Source organism: Streptomyces sp. NPDC050704, from assembly GCF_040654355.1.
GTDB lineage: Bacteria > Actinomycetota > Actinomycetes > Streptomycetales > Streptomycetaceae > Streptomyces.
The window spans coordinates 124,501-145,429 of record NZ_JBFAHW010000013.1 but is presented as its reverse complement, the minus strand read 5'-3'; the positions used below and the strand labels follow the sequence as shown (position 1 = coordinate 145,429).

The 20,929-nt window shown below is 70.4% G+C and carries 15 protein-coding genes and 1 pseudogene; 1 reads left to right on the top strand and 15 read right to left on the bottom strand.

Annotated features, from left to right (window positions below; translation table 11 throughout):
• Nucleotides 1-25 precede the first annotated feature (25 nt).
• Nucleotides 26-721, bottom strand: coding sequence for an enoyl-CoA hydratase-related protein (locus tag AB0I18_RS10260; protein ID WP_363104961.1), 696 nt, complete (start codon nt 719-721; stop codon nt 26-28).
• A gap of 284 nt (nt 722-1,005) precedes the next feature.
• On the opposite strand from AB0I18_RS10260, the gene AB0I18_RS10255 reads away from it, so the two are divergent.
• Entirely contained in the window at nt 1,006-1,902 is an 897-nt protein-coding gene (locus tag AB0I18_RS10255) for an NAD(P)-dependent oxidoreductase (protein WP_363104960.1), read from the top strand.
• A gap of 82 nt (nt 1,903-1,984) precedes the next feature.
• Here the strand turns inward: AB0I18_RS10255 and AB0I18_RS10250 are convergent, their stop codons facing one another.
• The 14 genes and pseudogenes from AB0I18_RS10250 to AB0I18_RS10185 form a co-directional block, all read right to left on the bottom strand.
• Entirely contained in the window at nt 1,985-2,791 is an 807-nt protein-coding gene (locus AB0I18_RS10250) for an N-formylglutamate amidohydrolase (protein ID WP_363104959.1), read from the bottom strand.
• 128 nt (nt 2,792-2,919) lie between these two features.
• Nucleotides 2,920-3,504, bottom strand: a complete 585-nt coding sequence (locus AB0I18_RS10245; RefSeq protein ID WP_363104986.1) for a hypothetical protein — start codon at nt 3,502-3,504, stop codon at nt 2,920-2,922.
• Nucleotides 3,505-4,000: 496 nt separating this feature from the next.
• Nucleotides 4,001-6,127, bottom strand: a complete 2,127-nt coding sequence (locus AB0I18_RS10240) for an elongation factor G (protein WP_363104985.1) — start codon at nt 6,125-6,127, stop codon at nt 4,001-4,003.
• Between the two features lie 519 nt (nt 6,128-6,646).
• Nucleotides 6,647-7,489 carry a DUF429 domain-containing protein gene (locus tag AB0I18_RS10235; RefSeq protein WP_363104958.1) on the bottom strand — a complete coding sequence of 281 codons (843 nt, stop codon included), beginning with the start codon at nt 7,487-7,489 and terminating at the stop codon, nt 6,647-6,649.
• 189 nt (nt 7,490-7,678) lie between these two features.
• Entirely contained in the window at nt 7,679-9,190 is a 1,512-nt protein-coding gene (locus AB0I18_RS10230; protein ID WP_363104957.1) for an MFS transporter, read from the bottom strand.
• 419 nt (nt 9,191-9,609) lie between these two features.
• Complete coding sequence (locus AB0I18_RS10225) at nt 9,610-12,618, bottom strand: family 16 glycoside hydrolase (RefSeq protein WP_363104956.1); 3,009 nt, start codon at nt 12,616-12,618, stop codon at nt 9,610-9,612.
• Between the two features lie 225 nt (nt 12,619-12,843).
• Nucleotides 12,844-13,986, bottom strand: coding sequence for a M23 family metallopeptidase (locus tag AB0I18_RS10220; RefSeq protein ID WP_363104955.1), 1,143 nt, complete (start codon nt 13,984-13,986; stop codon nt 12,844-12,846).
• 174 nt (nt 13,987-14,160) lie between these two features.
• Nucleotides 14,161-15,837, bottom strand: a complete 1,677-nt coding sequence (locus AB0I18_RS10215; RefSeq protein WP_363104984.1) for a (2,3-dihydroxybenzoyl)adenylate synthase — start codon at nt 15,835-15,837, stop codon at nt 14,161-14,163.
• Nucleotides 15,830-16,219: an acetate--CoA ligase family protein gene (locus AB0I18_RS10210; RefSeq protein ID WP_363104954.1), complete on the bottom strand. Its 390-nt coding sequence runs from the start codon at nt 16,217-16,219 to the stop codon at nt 15,830-15,832. The genes AB0I18_RS10215 and AB0I18_RS10210 overlap by 8 nt, the downstream gene beginning before the upstream one ends.
• Before the next feature lie 139 nt (nt 16,220-16,358).
• Nucleotides 16,359-16,622: pseudogene (locus tag AB0I18_RS10205) on the bottom strand (CoA-binding protein); the annotation flags it as partial.
• Between the two features lie 80 nt (nt 16,623-16,702).
• Nucleotides 16,703-18,256, bottom strand: a complete 1,554-nt coding sequence (locus tag AB0I18_RS10200) for an FAD-dependent monooxygenase (protein WP_363104953.1) — start codon at nt 18,254-18,256, stop codon at nt 16,703-16,705.
• A gap of 19 nt (nt 18,257-18,275) precedes the next feature.
• Nucleotides 18,276-19,001, bottom strand: coding sequence for a maleylpyruvate isomerase family mycothiol-dependent enzyme (locus tag AB0I18_RS10195; protein ID WP_363104952.1), 726 nt, complete (start codon nt 18,999-19,001; stop codon nt 18,276-18,278).
• Nucleotides 18,998-19,828 carry a fumarylacetoacetate hydrolase family protein gene (locus tag AB0I18_RS10190; RefSeq protein ID WP_363104951.1) on the bottom strand — a complete coding sequence of 277 codons (831 nt, stop codon included), beginning with the start codon at nt 19,826-19,828 and terminating at the stop codon, nt 18,998-19,000. The genes AB0I18_RS10195 and AB0I18_RS10190 overlap by 4 nt, the downstream gene beginning before the upstream one ends.
• Nucleotides 19,825-20,901: a cupin domain-containing protein gene (locus AB0I18_RS10185; RefSeq protein ID WP_363104950.1), complete on the bottom strand. Its 1,077-nt coding sequence runs from the start codon at nt 20,899-20,901 to the stop codon at nt 19,825-19,827. The genes AB0I18_RS10190 and AB0I18_RS10185 overlap by 4 nt, the downstream gene beginning before the upstream one ends.
• Nucleotides 20,902-20,929: the final 28 nt, after the last annotated feature.

Genomic DNA, 20,929 nt, shown 5'->3' with positions numbered 1-20,929 from the left:
CTACGGGTGCCCACCCCGGTCGGCGTCAGTCTCCCGCGACCTGAGCGGTCTCGCCGAGGGGATCGGTCCGGTCCCGCAGGGCGGCCAGGGCGGGTGCGTACATGCGGGCCTTGATCGTGCCGAGGGTGTCGCCCGCCTTGCCTGCCTGCGCCTGGGCGAGCTCGATGGCGGTCGAGCGGACGGCGTCCTCGTCCACCGCGCGGTCCACGATGCCGGCGGCCAGCGCGTCGCCGCCTCCGTAGCGGCGGGCGGTGAGCATGGCCTCGTGCGCGGTCCGCCGGTCCAGCCGTCCCTGGATCAGCGCGGACATGCCCGGCGTGAAGGGGATGTTGATGTCGGCCTCGGGCAGACACCAGTAGCCGCGGTCGGCCCGCATCACACGGAAGTCGTGGGCCAGGGAGAGCATCGCCCCGGCCGCGAAGGTGTGCCCCTGCAGGGCGGCCACGGTGATCACCGGCAGGGACAGCATCCGGGCCAGCAGTTCCTGGACGGAGATGACGTAGCCCTGGTACTCGTCGCCGTGGGCGAACAGCCAGTCGAGGTCCAGGCCGTTGGAGTAGAACTTCCCCGTCGCGGTGGTCACCAGAGCCCGGTGCCCTTCCGCCTTCTCCACCTCGTCCAGCGCGGCGTCGGCGGAGGCGATCCAGTCGGGGTGGAAGCGGTTCTCGCCGTCCCCGAGGTCGAGGACGAAGACGTTGTCCTGGCGGTCGAGCGTGGGCATGGTGGCTCCTTCGGATCGGGTGGGATCGAGAGTCGGGCGACCGGCACCCCAGCCGGGTTACCTGTCGGTAACTTATGGTCCATGGCACAGAACACGCAAGAGGGGTGCGGGGAGGCGATACCGAGGAACGGCCCAGAGCCGACGCACCGGCCGGGCCCTCGCGCGGAGCGGCCGAACCCTATGCTCGACAGCCACGGGCCCGGCCGGACGGCCCGGTCCGCGCTTTCGCCGTCCCATGGGCCCGCACAGCATCAACGATCAGGATGGATCAGGAAGTTGACGTCATGACCGACAAGCTCACCGTAAGCGTTCTGGGCACCGGCATCATGGGGGCCGCGATGGCCCGCAACCTCGCCCGCGCCGGACACTCCGTCCGGGCCTGGAACCGCAGCCGCGCCAAGGCCGAGCCGCTGGCCGCCGACGGCGCGCACGTCTCCGACACCCCCGCCGAGGCGGTGCGCGGCGCCGACGTCGTCCTCACCATGCTGTACGACGGCGCCGCCGCACTGGAGGTCATCCGGCAGGCCTCCCCCGGTCTGCGTCCCGGCGCCGCCTGGGTGCAGTCGACGACCGCGGGCCTCGACGCGGTCGGCGAGCTGGCCGGCTTCGCCGACGAGCACGGGCTGGTCTTCTTCGACGCCCCGGTGCTCGGCACCCGGCAGCCCGCGGAGGCCGGGCAGTTGCTGGTCCTGGCCGCGGGCCCGAGCCAGAGCCGGGACGCCGTACTGCCCGTCTTCGACGCCGTCGGCTCCCGTACGGTGTGGACCGGTGAGGACGGCGCGGCGGGCAGCGCCACCCGCCTCAAGCTCGTGGCCAACAGCTGGGTCATCGCGGCCACCAACGCCACCGGCGAGGTACTGGCCCTGGCCAAGGCGCTCGGCGTGGATCCGCAGAGCTTCTTCGACGCCATCGCCGGCGGCCCGCTCGACATGGGTTACCTGCGCGCCAAGGCCGGGCTCATCCTCGACGACCGGCTGACACCGGCCGCCTTCGCCGTGGGCACCGCCGTCAAGGACGCCCGCCTGATCGTCGAGGCCGGCCGGCAGCACGGCATCCGCCTCGACGTCGCCGCCGCCGGCGCCGAACGCCTCGCCCGCGCCGCCGCCCAGGGTCACGCCGACGAGGACATGGCCGCCGCCTACTTCGCGAGTTTCGACGAGGAGACCGGCACCGACACCTGAGCGCGGGCCTGGGCCCGTTCGTTCGTCCGTCCACCGGAAGCGATGTGGCTCTGATTGATGAACGGAAACGATGCGGCTCTGGTCAGTCGGTGGTTCGGGCGGCCGTGTCGACCAGTTCGGCGAGCGCGTCCGCCAGCGCGTCGAGGCCGGGGCCGGGCGGGCCGCCCGGCTCGGTCATGTAGACGTCCCGCCGGATCTCGATCATCAGGGCGCTGACCCGTGGGTCGCTCCCGTAGTACTTCAAGGGGACGTACGTTCCCTTGAAGGGACTGTCGACTCCCGTGCCGCCGAAGCCCCCGAACGCCTTCTCGGCGAGGGCCACCAGACCGGCCGGGGTGTGGAAGCCGTCCCGGCCCAGACAGACGGGCGGCCGGGGCCCGTCACCGTGGAGCTCGTAGGGCAGGCGCTCGGTCGGGTAGGAGTGGACGTCGATGATCAGGGCCCGCCCGACGGCGTCCAGCCGCCCGGCCACGGCGTCCGTCACGGCAGCCGCGTACGGGTGGAAGTACCGCTCGACGAGCGGTTGCCCGTCGTAGCCGGCCGGGCGGAGCTCCGCCCGGTGCGTGGTCCGCGTGTAGACCGCGCCCATGCCGACGGCCAGCATCTCCTCACGCTCGTCCGGAAACCGCTCGGGGTCGACCACCAGCCGCGACAACTCGTTGACGAACCGCCAGGGCGCCGTGGCGCAGCGCTCGGCGGCCGCCGCCGCGATCCGAGCGGTGTGCGAGTCGGTGATGTGGTCCAACTCCCGTGCCAGCACGGCGTCTTCGAGCACGATGCCGCTCCGTACGTCCGCCGGGATCACCCGCGAGGAATGCGGAACGTGCAGGATCACCGGGGAGTCCGGCGCGCCCGGCAGGAGCCGATAGGAGGCCGAAGGGTTGTTCATTCGAGGGCCCTCACTGTGTGCCTGCACCTGCATCTGCACCGGTTGCACCTGTGTCAGTGCGCTGGAGGGGTACGAGCACGTCGGCGCTCAGGAGCGGTCACCCCTCCAGCGGTCACTGAGTCCTGAGCCTACAAACCGTCACGCACCATGGCGGCCACGATCTGGACATGGCGATCGGCCGCCGTGTTCGAGAACTCGTTGTCGTAGTTCAGGCCGTAGGGCCAGAAGTGTCCGCCACCGGTGGACAACGTGGCGCCGGACCCGTCGAACTGCTTGACGAGCGCCGTGGCCTGCGCGCCGCGCCAGGTGCCACCGCCACCGATGGAGGACCAGCCCGAGCTGGTGCCCACACCGATGGTGTGGGCGATCTCGTGCAGAGCGGTTCTCTCGTTCATGTAGCCGCGGTTGCCGAAGCGGATGGTTCCGTTGATGTTTCCGTCGGCCGTGGGCACGCCCGGGTCGTAGCGGACGGTGATGGCCTTGCCCAGGTCGCTCAGGTTGTTGTAGCGGGCCACCGCGGCGTTCATGGCCGCCGTGATGAGGTTGTAGGCCGTCCGCTGGTCCTCGGTGGGGTTGCTCGCGCGTTCGAGGTTCCAGGTGATGGTGGCTGCCGCCGCCTGTTCCCGGGGTACGGATGCGGGTGCGGGGGCGGCCTGCGGGGCCGCCTGGGCGACGCCCGGCCCGGCCAGCACGGCGGCCGCCAGCGCGGCCATGACCAGCTTCCCGCGCCAGGGCGCGGCCGTTCGCCCAGTGGGCTCCTGGGCCCGTCGTGAACTCATCGAGAGGTCCTCCTGTGGGGGGTGGGCCGTCGAGTGCGGGGATGACGGCTTGATCAGTGGCATACGCACAGCACGATCGACACCATGGACATCGTTCGAAATATCGATCAAACGTAGTGCCGGTTGCTTGAGTGACACGTTGAGAGCCAATTGGTGCGCAATTCCCGAACGCACACGACAGGGTGGGAATGCGACCATTCGTCGGAGAGCGATTCCACACGACTCCGGAAACCCGGTGTCCGTAAGTATCCAGTCGGGGCGCGTGACGTCAAGAGGTTACGCACGTGTAACAGCCGTACGCCTGGGGCGACTTCACCCCCTCCCGCTCTCCGCCTTTTCTGAGTTGCGGAAGCAATCAACACACGCCGGACAATTCCACTCGACCGACTGGACGGCCTCGCCCGCATAGGGGGCGAGGCCGTCCTTCGGACTACCGGGCCGGTGTCCCGCCGGGCGCCGGGCCCGGCGCCGGGGCGTACCCGGCGGGCCGGGTGGTGAAGACTCCCCGGCCCTGGGTCCGACTGCGCAACCGGGTCGCGTAGCCGAACAGTTCGGCCAGCGGCACGGTCGCGGTGACCAGCACGGCGCCCGCCCGCGCGGTCGAGCCGGAGACCCGGCCGCGCCGCGCCGCCAGGTCACCGAGGACCCCGCCCACGGTGTCGTCGGACGCCGTGACCGTGACCTCGACCACCGGCTCCAACAGCACCATCGCGGCGGCACGCAATGCCTCCCGGAGCGCGAGTCGTCCGGCAGTCCGGAACGCGAGCTCCGAAGAGTCCTTCGGATGGGTCGCTCCGTCGGTCAGCACGACACGCAGCCCGACCACCGGGTGACCGCCGAGCGGACCCTCGGCCAGAGCGTCCCGGCAACCGGCCTCCACAGCCCGGACGTACTCCTGCGGCACCCGCCCGCCGACGACGTCCGACCGGAACTCGAAACCGGTCGCACTACCGACCGAGCTGTCGGTCGAACCGTCGGTCGAGTCGTCGGTCGAGCCGCCACCGCCGTCGTCACGGGCGGCGCCCGCCACGGCGGACTCCAACGGCTCCACATCGAGGACGACGTGGGCGAACTGCCCTGCCCCGCCGTCCTGTTTGACGTGCCGGTACACCAGCCCGGCGACCCCGCGTACGACCGTCTCCCGATACGCCACCTGCGGCCGTCCGACACGTACGTCCAGCCCCTGGGACCGGCGGATCTTCTCCACCGCCACCTCCAGATGCAGTTCGCCCATGCCCGACAGCACCGTCTGCCCGGTCTCAGGGTCGGTCCGGACGACCAGTGAGGGGTCCTCCTCGACCAGCCGCGCCAGCGCCGACACCAGGCGACCCGTCTCGGTACTCGTCCGTGCCTCGACCGCCACGGACACCACCGGATCGGCCGTGACCGGCGGCTCCAGGACCAACGGAGCCCCGGGCGCGCACAGCGTCGAACCGGCCCGGGCGGACTTCAGCCCGACCACCGCGACGATGTCCCCGGCCACCGCCTGGTCCAACTGGGCGTGCCGGTCGGCCTGGACCCGCAGAATCCGCCCGATCCGCTCGGTGCGCCGGGTGCCCGAGTCCCACACGGTCTCTCCCTTCCGAATCGTTCCCGAGTACACCCGCAGGTACGTCAGCCGCCCGGTCGCCGTGGCGTTCACCTTGAACGCCAGCGCCGCGAACGGCGCCTGCGGGTCGGCGGCCCGCTCCTGCTCCGCGTCGTCCCAGGTACCGCGTACGGCAGGCACGTCCAACGGCGAGGGCAGATACGCCGACACGGCGTCCAGCAGCGGCTCGATCCCGCGGTTGCGGTAGGCCGAGCCGCACAAGACCACGACTCCGTCACCGGTACGGGTCAGGTCGCGCAGCGCACCTGCCAGGGTCTGTGCGGAGACGGTCGACTCCGCACAGAACTCCTCCAGTGCCACGGGGTGCAGCTCCGCCACGGCCTCCTCCAGCAGCCGGCGCCGCCGCCGCGCCTCCTCCCGCAGAGCTTCCGGCACAGGCCCTTCCTCCGCCGTGTCGCGGCCGTCGGCCCAGACCAGCGCCCGCATACGCAGCAGATCCACGACCCCCGTGAACCCGTCCTCCACACCGATGGGCAACTGCACGACCAGCGGCGCCGGATGAAGCCGCTGCCGGATAGACTCGACCGCCGAGTCGAGGTCGGCACCGGCGCGGTCCAGCTTGTTGACGAACGCGATCCGCGGAACCCCGTACCGGTCCGCCTGCCGCCACACCGACTCACTCTGCGGTTCGACGCCCGCGACGGCGTCGAACACCGCGATCGCCCCGTCGAGCACCCGCAGCGAACGCGCCACCTCGTCCGAGAAGTCGACGTGGCCCGGGGTGTCGATCAGGTTGATCCGGTGACCGTCCCAGGCACAGCTGACGGCCGCGGCGAAAATGGTGATCCCACGATCGCGCTCCTGCGAGTCGAAGTCGGTGACGGTCGTACCGTCATGGACCTCGCCCCGCTTGTGCGTGGTCCCGGTGACGTACAGAATCCGCTCGGTGACGGTGGTCTTCCCGGCGTCGACGTGAGCGAGGATGCCGAGATTGCGGACGCCGGTCAGCGGGCTTGTGGGATCGGCGGGCTGGGTGAGCCGGGTGGGCTGAGTGAGTTCGGTGAGATGTCGGTGCAGGTCGGTACGCACGGCCGATGGCCTTTCGGAACGATCCGGAGTGGGTCGGCGCGATTCCGTACGAAACACCTTGTGCACCATGGCCGGTTCAGACCTGCCAGTTGGCCAGTTCAGGCCACAAGGCCACTTCTGGCGCGACGCACCCTCACCTCACAGGCACACGCCCGGTTCACTCGAACCGGGCGGCGGGCGCGGGGAGATCAGGCGTTCGTGACGGACATCCGGTTCCGGCCGCGCAGCCGGCACCGGGCACCCGAAGACACGAGGATCACCTCGTACCGCGACGGGGGAACAACGACAGCGGTGCGGTAACGCACGGTCGGCTCCCCTCACTCGTCACGATGCGCGCCACGTTGGTGTGCGGCGCGCGGTGTGTGGCGAGTGTAGGGAACGGGGCGTGGGCGAGGCACCAGGTTTTTCCCGGTGAACTGCTGTCTCCCCCTTCTCCGTTCAGCTCGGCCGGCTGTCACGCCGCTGCTCGGGGCGGGCGGGCGCGATGATGGTGGGGGCGCGTCCGGGCGATACGAGGCTGTCCCCTCCGAGTACCTGGCAGCGAGCCGGTCCGTGCCGGGCCCACAGCGCGGCCGTCCACGCGCAGAGCAGCGCGTCGATGAGGTCTTCCCGGTGTTTGTAGTCGGCCGCCCGCTGCGGCGAGGGCTCATCCAGCAGCCGACGGGAGACCGGGTGGGAGGAGAGCAGGAGGGGCGGATCAGCGGTGGCCAGGCCCGCCATGCGCGCGATGAGCGTGTCGCACGCCTCCGCCCGCACCGCTCGCCACTGAGCCGTCGGCACTCGCACGGGCCGGCGCTTGTACGTGGGCCGTTCCTTGTCGTAGCCCAGCTCCCGGGCTCCGACCAAGGCTGTGTACGGATAGCACTCGGACAGGACCAGTCCGCCCGTCGGCGGCCCGCCCCGGCCGTCGTCGTAGGACCAGCCCGACTCCTCCAGCCGTTCCCGCAAGAGCACTCCGGCCCGCCGGGGAGAACTCTGGTTGGTGCTGTTTGCACTCACCTTCCAACGGCCGTACCGCTGACCGACCTCCCGCTCGCACAGCCGCTGTCCGGCGGGATTGTCAACGACGAGCGGCGCGTCGACAAAAACCAGGGTCGCCCCGTCGACGGCCGTCTTGGCAAGCCATGCCACCGTCTCCTCGATCCCGAAGGTCCAGCCGCATTCGACCACCACGCCACGACTGTCGATGGCGGCGACGCCGGTCTCGTTGGGCTTGGTACGACGTCCGGCTCCGCTCTGCGCCCAGGCGAGGTCTATGCCGATGTACCGCTCGATCCCCATGCGCCGCTCCTCCCCGCCGACGACTCGCTCGGCGTCAGCGCCCGTGATCGCAGGATGCCACCAGGACATCCGGTGCACACGGAGATGAACCGAACCGCGCACGACTACGGGCCCGGTGCTCGGAAGCACCGGGCCCGTTGCCCGTACCCTCCCCGTCCCCACAGGTGGGCGCGGGCTGCCACATGCCGCTTACATGTGGACTGTGGGGGCGGCGTCCGCGTCGATCTTCGGGACACCGCGCCGGTAGAGGAGCACCGTGAGCAGCGCGCCGGCCGCGAAGAAGCCGGCCGACCACCAGTAGGCGGTGGAGTAGGACTCCAGTGCGGCCTGGGCCTGGTTGAGCTTGTTGGTGGGGTCCTTGCCGACCAGGTAGGAGGTGGCGGCGCTGGCGGCCAGGGTGTTGAGCAGGGCCGTGCCGATGGAGCCGCCGATCTGCTGCATGGTGTTGACGGAGGCGGAGGCGACTCCGGCGTCGTCGGTGGCCACGCCGCTGGTGGCGAGGCTCATGGCCGGAGCCATGACCAGACCGATGCCGAGGCCGGTGACCACCAGCGGGGGCAGGACGTGGGCCGCGTACGTGCTGTTCATGTCGAGAGCGGTCAGCCAGACCATGCCGACGGCTCCGAGCACCATGCCGAGCGGGACCACGATCTTCGGCCCGATGCGCGGGATGAGGATGCTGGTGGACAGGGTGGCGGTCACCATCAGGGCGGCGACCATCGGGAGGAAGGCCAGGCCGGTCTTGACGGCGGAGAAGCCGAGGCTGAGCTGCAGGTAGTAGGTGAGGAACAGGAACACGCCGAACATTCCGGCCGCCGAGATCAGCATGGCGACGAAGGACGCGCCGCGGTCCCGGTCCAGAAGTACGCGCAGCGGCAGCAGCGGGTGCGAGGCCTTGGTCTGCCACCAGGTGAAGGCCGTCAGCAGCACGGTACCGGCGGCGAGGAAGCCCCAGGACAGCGGCGAGCTCCAGTCGTGGGACTCGGCGTTGGAGAAGCCGTAGACGATGCTGAAGAGGCCGGTGGTGACCAGGACGGTACCGGGCATGTCGAGCTTGGAGTTCCGGTCACGAGCCGTGCGCTTGAGCAGCATCAGGGCGCCGACCATGGCGAAGGCCGCGATGAAGAGGTTGACGAAGAGGGTCCAGCGCCAGTTCATGTACTCGGTGAGTACGCCGCCCAGCAGCAGGCCGACGGCCGCGCCGGAGCCGGCGATGGCGCCGAAGATACCGAAGGCCCTGGCGCGCTCCTTCGGGTCGGTGAAGGTGGTGGTCAGCAGGGAGAGTGCGGCGGGGGCGAGCAGTGCGCCGAACAGGCCCTGCAGGGCGCGGCCCGCGACGAGCATCTCGAAGTTGGTGGCGGCGCCGGCCACGGCCGAGGCGACCGCGAAACCGCCCACGCCCACCAGGAAGGCGGGCTTGCGCCCGAAGAGGTCGGCGATCCGGCCGCCGAGCAACAGCAGACTGCCGAAGGCGAGCGAGTAGGCGGTCACGATCCAGGTCCGGTTGCCGTCGGAGAAGCCGAGGTCGGCCTGGGCGGACGGCAGGGCGATGTTCACGATGGTCGCGTCCAGTACGACCATCAGCTGGGCGAGCCCGATGATGGCGAGAATCCACCACCGATGCCGGGGCCCGGCCTCCTCTGCTTGGGAGCCGGTCTTCCTGAGTGGCGCTGTGTCCGGCGCCGCGGATGTCTGAGCCATGGGGACGTACTCCAGTCGTGGTTCAGGTTACGAACGTGTGAAACGAAACGGTTTCGTACGCCTTAGATTAGGCCCTCCCCGAGCGAAACGCAAACGTTTCGATCGGGGGTGTGGAGTGGGACGGGCAGAGTACGCCTCGCCATCACACGAGGTCACATCGGCGCTGGTCAGGGCCATGTTTTCGGGCGCGAACGACTGATGATCCGTCAGGTTCACGGCCTTCACGACCTTGAGTCACGTGTGTGATGTGGGTCACGGCCGGAGCGACATGGGGACGGAAGCCGGAGGCGAGTTCTTCTGCCAGTTGGGCGAGCCGGGCGCGTGCCGCGGGTGACGTAGCTCCTGCGTCCTACCGGACTCCGCTCCTGGAAAAACCGAGCCGAGGGACCGCGTGGCCCTCGGCCCGGCTTCACGTCACGTCACGTCAGGGGTTCCACCCGGATGTTGCGGAACCGGACCTTGTTTCCGTGGTCCTGCAACCGGATGGCTCCCGCGGCCGATGTCTCGGCTCTGCCCGAGGCCGTGGGTCCGTCGAGGGTGATGTCGTCGTGGACCTGCACGCCGTTCCACACCACCGTCACGCGGGCGTCGGCGGTCTTGCGGCCGCTGTCGTCGTAGCGGGCCGCGCGGAAGACGATGTCGTACGTCTGCCAGGTCTCCGGAGCCGTCGCCGCGTTCACGTCGGGCGCCTTCTTCTGGTAGAACGCCCCGGCCTCGTTGGTGGCGGGTGTGGTGTCACCGTAGGAATCGAGAATCTGGAGCTCGTAGCGGTCCTGGAGGAAGATGCCGCTGTTGCCGCGGTCCTGGCCGGTCACGTCCGGTGGCAGCAGCGGGACGCGGAACTCCACGTGCAGTGCGAAGTCCTGGTACGCGTCCTTGGTGCGGATGTCACCGCAGCACACCTCCATCGACTTCTCGTCGGTGAGCGGCCACGCCAGGCGCCGTCCGTCCGTGTGCTGCCACTGGGCCTGCGAGGCGGCTGTGCCGTCGAAGAGGTCGACCCGGGCGCCGTCCGGGTGCACGGTGATCAGGTCGAGGTTGACATGGCCGGTGTCGCCGGGCTCGTACCGGTAGGAGATTGTGTTGTGTCCGGTGCGCAAGGCCAGGCTCTCGGTCTGTGTGGACCAGGTGTCCCAGCCGCCGGTGGAGGCGAGCTTCGTCTGTCGCACCTTCTTCCCATTGGCGTACAGGGAGAGGGACTTGGTGCCCTCGAAGGGGTTCGGCCCGTTGGAATAGCGCAGGTTCACGTCGTACGTGCCTGACTTCGGGACCGTCACGTCGAACGTCGTGGCGACCTTGCCCTCGGTGGCGTAGCGGTCGACGAAGCCGCTGCCGGAATAGCCGGCATGGTCGGTGTTGATGCCGGCCGTGCCCGTCAGGCGTGCCTCCTCCGCCTCGTACAGGGTGGCGGGTGGCGGCTGCTTGCCGGGCATCACATTGAGCGTGTACCAGGCCTCGGTGTTCCACAACGACTCACCGGAGGCCGAGGTGAAGGGGCGCGGGGAACGCAGGTGCACCACGCGGCCCGGCTTCAGACCGTCCAGTCGCAGCTGGACGGTAAGGCCGTCCTCGGAGAGTGTCGCCGAGCGCACGGGGAGCTGTTCCTCGGCGATCTTCGGGCCGCCGTAGGCGGTGGTCGGCGTGTAGCGCCACTGCTCGGCCCGGTAGCGTTCGGCGAGCTGTGCGGCGGTCTCCGGGGACACCGGCTGGGTGTACTTCAGGTCGAAGCCGCCCGGCACCGCGCGCATGGTCTGGATGTCGAAGGTGTTGCCACCGTTGGGCGTCAGTTTCTGCAGGCCGAACTTGAGCTTGCCCTCCTGTCCCCAATTGCCCTCGGCGCCGAGGCCGCCGGCGTAGATCGCGCCGTCGGGGCCCATGGTGATGCGGTTGACCCCGGCTTCCAGGCCCTGGGTGTAGCGGAAGACGGCGCCCTGGTACTGGCCCTTCACCTTTTCCAGGTCGGCGCGCTGCAGGCCGCCGTAGGTGACGTCGCCGATCAGCATCTGGCCCGCGAACCTGCCCTTCGTCAGGTACAGGGGTGTGGAGGGTGAGTTGGCGATCTCGTTCTGGGGCAGCCACAGGACCGGCTCGGTGACGGGTGAGTCGTCGAAGGGTCCTGAGGGCTCGGTGTAGTGGTTGAAGAAGCGGTCCTGCTTGATCTGGACGAGCTTCGACGAGGGAAGCCAGCCGCCCTGGTTGTCGGTGGTGAAGATGTCGCCTTCCGGGCCCCAGCCGATCCCGTTGGGGGTCCGCAGGCCGCCCGCGACCGGACTGATCTTGCCCGTCTTCTTGCTGATCCTGTACGTGGTTCCGCGACCGGGCGCGGGTTGCGGAGTCGTGGTCGCTCCGCCTTGGTTGATGGCGACGGAGAGGTTCACGTAGAAGTGGCCGTCGCGGTACAGCAGGCCGAAGGCGAACTCGTGGAAGTTGCCTCCGTACGGCCAGGTGGCGACCGTCCGGTATTCGTCGGTCACACCGTCGCGGTCCCTGTCGACCAGCCGGGTCAGCTCGTGTTTCTGCGAGACGTACAGCGATCCGTCCACGTACTTGATGCCCATGGGCTCGCGCAGCCCGCTCGCCACCTTCTTGACTGTGACCTTGTCACGGCTGGTCTCGCCGGTGACGTTGTCCAGCAGGTAGACCTCTCCGGCAACGTTGTCGGTGCCGCCCCACGTGCTGATCGCGAGGCGGCCGTCGGGCAGCCAGTCCATGCCGCTGACCTGTGGTTCGAAGCCTTCGGGGCGCAGGTCGGTGAGCGTCAGGTCGGGGCGCACCGAGGTCAGCGGCAGACCGTCACCGGGGGCGTCGCCGCTCGCCTCGCACTCCTTGCGTCCCGGTGCCGTCACCCGGACGACACCGGCGTCGGTGCTCAGCGCCTCGCGGGGTACGACGGCGAAGTCGCTCTCCCCCGGCGGCTTCCAGGCGAGTTGCAGTTGCTGTCCGCCCGCCCGCTCGAAGTGCTCGACGCGCAGCGGATGCAGCCCCGCGGTCAGGTGGACCGTGCCGTCCTTCGGCTCGGCGCCGTGGAGTCCGTCGTGATCGATGACCGTGGCGTCGTCGATGGAAAGCCGTGAGCCGTCGTCGCTGGTGAGGCGGAACGCGTACGAACCGTCGCGCGGCACGTCCAGGTAACCGGACGCCTCCGTGACGAAGTTGTCCTCGAATCCGCCGAAGTCGGCTGCCGTGGACCAGTCGACCGTGTTCATCAGCTTGTCGTGGTTGGGGGTCTGGCCGGGCTTGAGGGTGCACAGCTTGCTCAGTGGCGTCTGTACGTCGAACACGCGCAACGTGACTCCGGGCTCCTGCGGCGGAATCTCCGAGGGAGCGGCGGAAGCCGCCGGGGCGGCCAAGACACCGCCGGCCAGGATGCCTCCGGCCAGCAGCGGAACAAGGTGTCTTCGGGCACGCAGAAACAGGCGTTTGGACATTGGTCCTCCATGAGGCGGGGACCGGACCGTGCCGGATATCGCTCCGGTCTTCTGCGGTAGGGCGCTGCGGTTGCGCCGCCAAGGTAGGAGACTTTCGACTGAGGTGTCCATACTTTGTCATCCCCGAGTTCAAAGTCCCGAACTGCGCGGGGCGTTGCACCGACGGACATGACGATCACTCAGGAGCCGTGCAGAACCCCGCTACTTGGGAGATCTGACACGACGTCAACTGTGCACGGCCAGCCACGGTTGGGGGTCGGCGTAGTAGCCGTCGTAGACCACCTCGAAGTGCAGATGAGGGCCGGTGGACAGACCGGTGGAGCCGACCCGGCCGATGGGTGCGCCGCTGGGCACGGTCTGTCCGACGGCGATGTCGATCGAGGACAGGTGGCTGTACGTCGACTCCAGACGCTTGCCGTCGATCGTCCCGTGGTCGATGACGATGCGGTTGCCGTACGCCTCGGTCATCGCCGCGAAGACCACCTGACCCTGGCGGGCGGCGGAGACCTGGGCTCCCTGGGGCGCGCCGAAGTCCACACCGGTGTGGAGTTTGGTCACTCCGGTGAGCGGGTGCTGACGGGCTCCGTAGGGGGAGGTGACGACGAGGGTGGTCACGGGTGCGGCGAGGATCGCGTCCGCCGGCCCGCCGCTCTGAGCTTTCTGGTCGAACGTCTTGTAGCGCGGCAGGAGTTCCTTCACCTCGGAGAGGTAGGTCCGGGCCCCGGCGGGCACGCGTCCCGCTTCGGTGACCTCCCGGAGTCCCACCGCGTACGCGGCGAGGGTGAGGTCCACCAGTTCACCGTTGATGGTGCCCTCGGTTCTGAGGTCCGTGACCTTGCGGGCAAGGGAGCAGTCCTGTCGGCCGAGCGCCATGATGGCGTCGGCCGGATCGCGCGGCGAGGACGCCCCGTTGCCGTCGTCGTCCTTGCCCCAGGTCCGCCACTGCGCGGCCGTGAATCCGGCGATGCCCTGCTCGTCCGTGAGCCGACCGGTGTCGGCCCGCCATCCGGTGGCCTGGTCGATCTGGGCGGCGAGCAGTGACGGTGTGACAACCGTGCAGGCGGCGGCCTCGCGCAGCCATGGGCGGTGCGTGTCGTCGACGCGGCCCGCGGCGCTCTGCTCCGCATCCGCGCCCGGGGCCCAGTCCGCGGGGAGGCCGCCCGTCAGGACGAGGAAACCGGCGACCGCGCAGACGGTCACCAGGCTCGGCAGCACCAGCAGGGTGAAAGGTCCCGGGCCGCGCCGACGGGGGCGTTGCCCGGCCGGCTTCTGTTGGGGCGAGACAGTACTCTCACGGGCCGGGTCGGCCGCTTCCGCGGAGGCAGCTGCCTCCTGCGCCGGTGCCCGCACGGCGCCGTCGTCCTTCACGCCACCGGCCGTTCCAGGTAATTCCTCGTACTCACGAGCGGACGCTAACGCCCGCGCCTGACACCCGTCACCGGACAGCGAGGCAGACTCAACTGTCCCCAGGGGCAGACTTGGTGACCGACCGTCACATCGAGACCCCGAGCCGAAGGCGGTCAGCTGCGCCGCCGGGCGCCGTCAGACCGCCTCGACCTGGTCCGCCTCGTTTCGGACGATGTCCCGCAGACGCTTCTTGTCGATCTTGCCGACTTTCGTCAGTGGCAGCTCGTCCACGACGAGCAGGTCCTCGGGCAGTTTGTAGCGGGCCACCTGCATGGCGGTGAGGGCGGCGCGGACCGATGCGAGGGTCAGGTCGGCGCCCGGTTCGACGACCACGACCGCGCACACCCGCTCCCCCAGGTCCGGATCGTGCTTCGCGACAGCGGCGACGCGGGCTACACCGGGCAGGCGGTAGATGAGGTTCTCGACCTCTTCGGCGGAGATCTTCTCGCCGCCCCGGTTGATGAGGTCCTTGTCCCGTCCCTCGACCACGAGGTTGCCGGAGGAATGCGACCGGACGACGTCGCCGGTGCGGTACCAGCCGTCGGGGGTGAACGCGCGGGCGTTGTGCTCGTCGGCCCGGTAGTAGCCGCGCGGGGTGTACGGGCCGCGGGTGAGGAGGGCGCCCATGCTGCCGGGGGGTACGGGGTTGTCGGAGGCGTCGACGACGAGGATCTCGTCGTCGGGGCACATGGGGCGGCCCTGCGTCTCGATCCTGATGTCGTCGGGGTCGTCCATGCGCGTGTAGTTCAGCAGCCCCTCCGCCATGCCGAACACCTGTTGGAGCGTGCCGCCGAGCACCGGTTCGGCGCGGCGGGCGACCTCCGGGGCCAGCCGGGCGCCACCGACCTGCAGCAGTCGTAGCGCGGGCGGGGCGGCATGGCGGCCGGAGGCCACGGCGTCGATCCAGCGCTGGGCGACGGCCGGCACGGCGGCGGTGGCCGTCACGCCCTCGGCGGCCATCAGCGGCAGCACCGTGTCGGGGCCCGGGGTGCGGGCCAGGACCACCCGGCCCCCGTTCATGAGGGTGCCCAGGATCCCGGGGCAGGCCAGCGGGAAGTTGTGTCCGGCGGGCAGCGACACGAGGTAGACGGTGTCGGAGTCGAGGCCGCAGATCTCGGCGCTGCGCCTCGCGTTGTACTCGTAGTCGTCGTGGGTGCGGGTGATGAGCTTCGGCAGCCCGGTCGTGCCGCCGGAGAGCAGGAACACGGCGATGTCGCCGCTCTCCGGGGCGATCCGGTCGAGCCGGGCCCGTGCGGCGGCCGGGTCGTGGGCCGGTTCGGCGAGCACGCGCAGATCCGCGGCGCCGGTGCCGACCGTGCCACCCATGCCACCCGTGTCACCCGCGACGAGCAGCAACCGAACGCTCGGCGTGGCTTCGGCGACCTCCCGCCCCAGGGCCTGGTGGTCGAAGTCGCCGAGTCGGTCCGGTACGGCGATCGCCGTGACCTCGGCATGCCCGGCCAGGTAGCGCAGTTCGTGACCGCGGTGCGCGGGCAGTGCCATCACGGGCGCGATCCCGGCTCGCAGACAGGCCAGGGTGAGTGTGACGAACTCCCAGCCGTTGGGCAGCTGGACGAGCATCGCGTCACCGGGGTCGAGGCCGGAGTCCAGCAGTCGGCCCGCCAATCCGTCGGCCCGGTCCACGAGTTGACGGTAGGTCAGGCGTGTGCCGCCGTCCACGACGGCCACCGAGTCGCCGTAAGTCCCTGCCCAGTCGTGCAGGTACGACCCGAGCGGCCGACCACGCCAGTACCCGGCCTCGCGGTAACGGTCTGCCGCCTCATCGGGCCAGGGGACGAATCCCTCACGCATCATCGGATCCTCCTTGTTCCCGGGAGTCACGCAGCAGCAGTACGGCGTCGAGCGCGACGACGTCACCGTCGGGCAGCACGCGCAGGGGGTTGATCTCGCACTCGGCGACGGTGTTCTCGGCGGCGAGGGAGGCAAGGGCCAGCAGCACATGGGTCAGTCGCGCGCGGTCGACCGGGGTGGCGCCGCGTGCGCCGAGGAACATCTCGCGGGTGGTGAGCTCGTCGAGCATGGCGTAGGCCTCGTCCGCGGACAGCGGCGCGAGACGCAGGGAGACGTCGCCGAGGATTTCGGCGGCCGTTCCCCCGGCGCCCAGGGCCAGCACGGGGCCGAAGACCGGGTCGCGGCGTACGCCGACGATGAGTTCGGGGCCCACGGGGGCCATCCGCTCGACCAGCAGCGCGGGGCTCCAGGTCGGCCACGCCCGGCACGAAGCTGGCCGTGAGCCGTCGGTGGGGGGCGAGGAAGCCTGACGTGTTCGGCCCGAGGACACGGATGCCGGTGTCCCGCACCACCACGGCCAACGCCTGTTGGTACAGCGCACCGTCGCCGCCGGCTTCGGCGAACCCGCCGGCGCACACGAGTGCGGCGCGGGCGCCGACGGCTGCCGCCTCGCGCAGGGCGTCGGCGGTCACGGCGGCCGGAATGCAGGAGACGACCAGGTCCGGAGTGATGCCGTGGGCTTCGGTGGCCTCGCCGGTGGTGCGGAAGAAGCCCTGAACGGGGTCCGGGCGACCGGTGTTGACCCTCATCACCGGGCCGGGGAAGGAGGCGAGCGAGTCGGTCATCGCCGTGCCGAGCTTCCCGGGCGTGGCGGAGGCGCCGAGCACGGCGATGGCTCGTGGTGCGAACAGCGGGTCCAGGGCGGTCACTTGATGCCTCCGACGAGGTCGGCACGGCCGGACAGGAGGAGCGTGGTCGCGGTGTCGTCGTCGTACGCCCCGATGACCGCGGCGGGCAGGCCGTGCGCGAGCCGTGCCTCCTCCGCTACGAGAACCCGGGTCAGCGTCGTACCACCGCGTACGCCGATCAGCGGGACGCCCTCCTCCGCCGCCTCGCGCACCTGGTCGAGGGCGAGCGGCAGACCCTCCTCGGTGTCCGGGGCGTCGATCCACACGCCCGCGCCGGACGACCGACCGCTGAAGGGGGTCATCGGGATGCCGGTGCCGTCGGTCCCGGTCAGCAGGCCGTCGGCGACTGTCACCCGGCGCGACGGAAGCCGGAACGGTCCGCTGCTGAAGGGTGTCTCCAGGGGCGCTGCCTCGTGGCGCTGCCGCCACCATCCGTCGACGTGGTCCACGTACGCCGCGTCGCGCACGGCGAGTTTGCCGCGCGGGATGCTGCGGGTGAGGAAGTGGAAGGCGAACTGTGCCGGAGCATCGAACGAGCGGACGTAGCGGCCGAAGTGCTCCCACCACGACAGGCTGGGCCGTGCCGAGTTCTGGATCCTTTCGACCTTGGGGCGGCGGCGCTCCTCGTAGATTTCGAGCGCCTCCGGCACGCCGCGCGACGCCTCTCCCAGTGCCTCGGCCAGCGCGACCGCGTCCTCCATGGCCATCTTGGTGCCGGAGCCGACGGAGAAGTGCGCGGTGTGCGCCGCGTCGCCGAGGAGCACCCACTTGCCCCGTCGCCACGAACGGGCCCTGCGCGTGGCGAAGTTGGCCCAGCGGGAGTTGTTGCCGACCAGCGGGTGCCCGTCGATCTGCCCGCGGAACAGGTCTTCCAGGTAGCTCTTGGTCTTCTCGTCGCTCGTGCCCGGCGGGGTCGACGGATCGAAGGCGTCGAGTCCGGCCCTGGCCCAGGAGTCGGCGTCGGTCTCGACGATGAAGGTGCTCAGCGAGTCGCTGATCGGATAGGCGTGGGCGGCGAAGACACCATGTGGGCCGTCCTGGTGGACGAAGGTGAGCCCGTCGAACATGTAGGTGGTGCCGAACCAGATGAACTTCGCGCTCGCCACCTCGGCGGTCGGTCCGAAGTCGTCGGCGAACAGCGTGCGGAAGCGGCTGTTGGCGCCGTCGCACACCACGACCAGGTCGAAGTCGTCCAGTTCGGCGGGGTCGCGGACCTCGTGCTGGAAGCGCATCCGGACGCCCTCGGCGCGGGCCCGTTCCTGCAGCAGGCTCAGCAGCGTCTTGCGTACGACAGCCGCCATGCCCATACCGCCGACGCGCTCCCGTGCGCCGTGCACACGCACCTCGATGTCGTCCCAGTGCCTGCCGTGCTTCTCCAGCGCCTCGCTGAGGACGGGGTCGGCGGCGTCGATGGCGTCGAGTGTGGCGTCGGAGAAGACCACTCCGAAGCCGAACGTGTCGTCGGGGCCGTTGCGTTCGAAGACCACGACCTCGGCGCCGGGCCTGCTCCGCTTGAGCAGCGTGGCGAAGAACAGTCCTCCGGGACCCGCACCGATGCAGGCAACTCTCATCGTCTTCTTTCCTTCCCGCTCACAGCCACGCGGGCAGTTTCGGCAGGGGTCCCCGGCCGGCGGGATACAGCGGGCCGGGCACGGGGCGCCCGGTCGCGTAGGCGGCCAGGCTGGACAGGTCACCGCTCACCGCGGCCGGCACCGCGCCGCCGGGCACGCCCAGGAGCCAGGTGCGGGCGTCGCCCTCGGCCCGCAGCTCGACGGGGGGACAGTCCGAGCGGGCCCGGAAGGCGGCGGTCACGTCGTCGAGGAGCGCGGCGCACACCTCGTGCGGGACGTCGTCGAAGGTGGTGCCGGTGTTCAGGTCGACGGCGTGCACCCACACCTCGCGCACCCGCATCCAGGGCACCTGAGAGGCGGGCACCTCACGGCCTCGCGCGGTACGGACGGTCGCCGCCCAGCACTCGTCGGGCAGCGCGGCGAGTTCCGCGGCGAGACGGCTGTCGGCCGTGAGCAGTTCCGCACGCAGTTCTTCGGCCGGGCGCCGGGCGCCCTCCTCGATCTCGCGCGCCCGCCGGCCGCCACTCGCGTACATGGGCGTCTCGACACCCGTACGCGCCCAGGCCAGCAGGTTGACGAGCGCATCGGCGTTACGGGCGACGTGGGCGACGACGTGGGCCCTGCTCCAGCCCGGCAGGTACGAGGGCCTGCCGAGCCCCGGGTCGGTCAGCCCGTGCACGGCTGCCTCGAAGGCGGCCGTGCCCTTGGCGGCCCACTCCGGCATCGGGTCCGGACGTGCGTTCACCGCGTCTCCCGACGGCAGGTGTTGCGGCACTCACCGACCCCCTCGATCCGGGTGGTGAGGACCGACCCGTCCTGGAGATAGCGGGCGGGCTTGCGGGCATGGCCGACCCCGCCCGGAGTCCCGGTGGCGATCACGTCGCCCGGCACCAGCGTGACGATCTCGGACAGGTACGCGACCAGCGTGGCCGGGTCGAAGACGAGGTCACCGGTGTCGGCCTTCTGGACCGTGTCGCCGTCGACTTCACAGGTCAGGCTGAGGCCCTGGGCGGACACCGCGGGGTCGTCGGCGGTCACCAGCCACGGCCCGATCGGGGTGGTAGCCTCGAAGGTCTTGCCCTGGTCCCACTGGGTGGTGCGGTACTGCCAGTCGCGGGCGGTGACGTCGTTGAGCACGGTGTATCCGGCGATCGCGGCCCGTGCCCGCTCCGTGTCGGCGTGCCGGACCTCGGTCCCGATGACGACGCCGAGTTCGGCCTCCCAGTCCATCTGCGTGGAGGCAGCGGGCAGGGTCACCTCGTCGTACGCGCCGACCAGCGCCCGCGCGTATTTGTTGAACAGGGTCGGATGCGAGGGGAGTTCGCGGCCCATCTCCAGAATGTGGGTGCGGTAGTTGAGGCCGACACACACGACCTTCTCCGGCGCGACGACCACCGGGGCGTAGTCCAGGGCGCCTTCGTACGTCCGGCCGTCGGCGTCCGCGGCACGCGCCGCCCAGTCGCCGTGGCGCAGGAAGGCCACCAGGTCGCTCTCGCCCAGGTCCACGGCCTTGGCCTCGTCGACGCGGACGGCGCGCGTGGTGCCGTCGACCCGGATGGTGGCGAGCTTCACTTGTGTTCTCCTCGGGAGGTGCGGGCGAGGCCCAGGGCCTCGTAGACGGGCTCGTCGCTGAAACGGAAGAGGTCGACCTGGGTACGGGCGGACAGCGAGACCTCGCACCAGGACGGCACGACGAACAGGTCGCCCTTGGCGATCTCGAAGACCTTGTCGCCGACATGGGCGACCGCCTCGCCGTCGAACACCTGCCAGACGGCGGAGCCGACCGTGCGCACCGGGGTGGTCTGGGTACCGGCCCGCAGGCGCCGCATCTCGGTACGCATCGTGACCAGGGCGTCCTTGCCGGTGGTGGGGTTGGAGAAGCGGACTCCGGCGTGGCCGGGCTCCAGCACGCCGGATACGCCTTCGTCCTCCAGTTCCAGCTGGGCGGTCAGGGCGGCGTCGGTGTGCTCCCAGCGGTAGGCGCCCAGCGGGGAGTTGGGCTGGTCGGGCTGGCCGATCGGGCGCAGTCCGGGGTGGCCCCACAGTCGCTCGCCGCGCGAGCGCTCGGGGGTTTCGCGGGTGGAGAGCTCGTCGGGGCCGAACTCGAAGAAGCCGGCGTCCAGTTGGGAGACGAGCGGGATGTCGAGGCCGTCGAGCCAGGCCATCGGCTCGTCGGTGACGTTCTGGTGCTCGTGGAAGGCCCAGCTCGGGGTGAGCAGCAGGTCACCCCGCCGCATCGCCACCGCGTCCCCGTCGACGTTGGTCCACACGCCCTCGCCTTCGACGACGAACCGGAAGGCGCCCTGGCTGTGCCGGTGCGAGGGGGCGACCTCGCGCGGCCCCAGGTACTGGATCGCGGTCCAGAGAGTCGCGGTGGCGTAAGGAAGGCCCGGCAGGCCGGGGTTGGACAGGGCCATCGCGCGGCGCTCACCACCTCGCCCCACCGGCACCAGCTCTCCGGAGCGCTGCGCGATGGGCAGCAGCTCCGCCCACCGCCACAGGTGCGGGATGGCGGCGGGCTGCGGCGACATCGGCATGAGGTCGTCCACCTGCGTCCACAGCGGGATCAGGCCCGCGTCCTTGAAGTCCGTGTAGAGCTCGTCGAGCAGCTTGCGCTCGGTCTGTTCGCTGGTGGTGTCGGTCACGGAACCCTCCACGTCGTGTGTGCGGCGA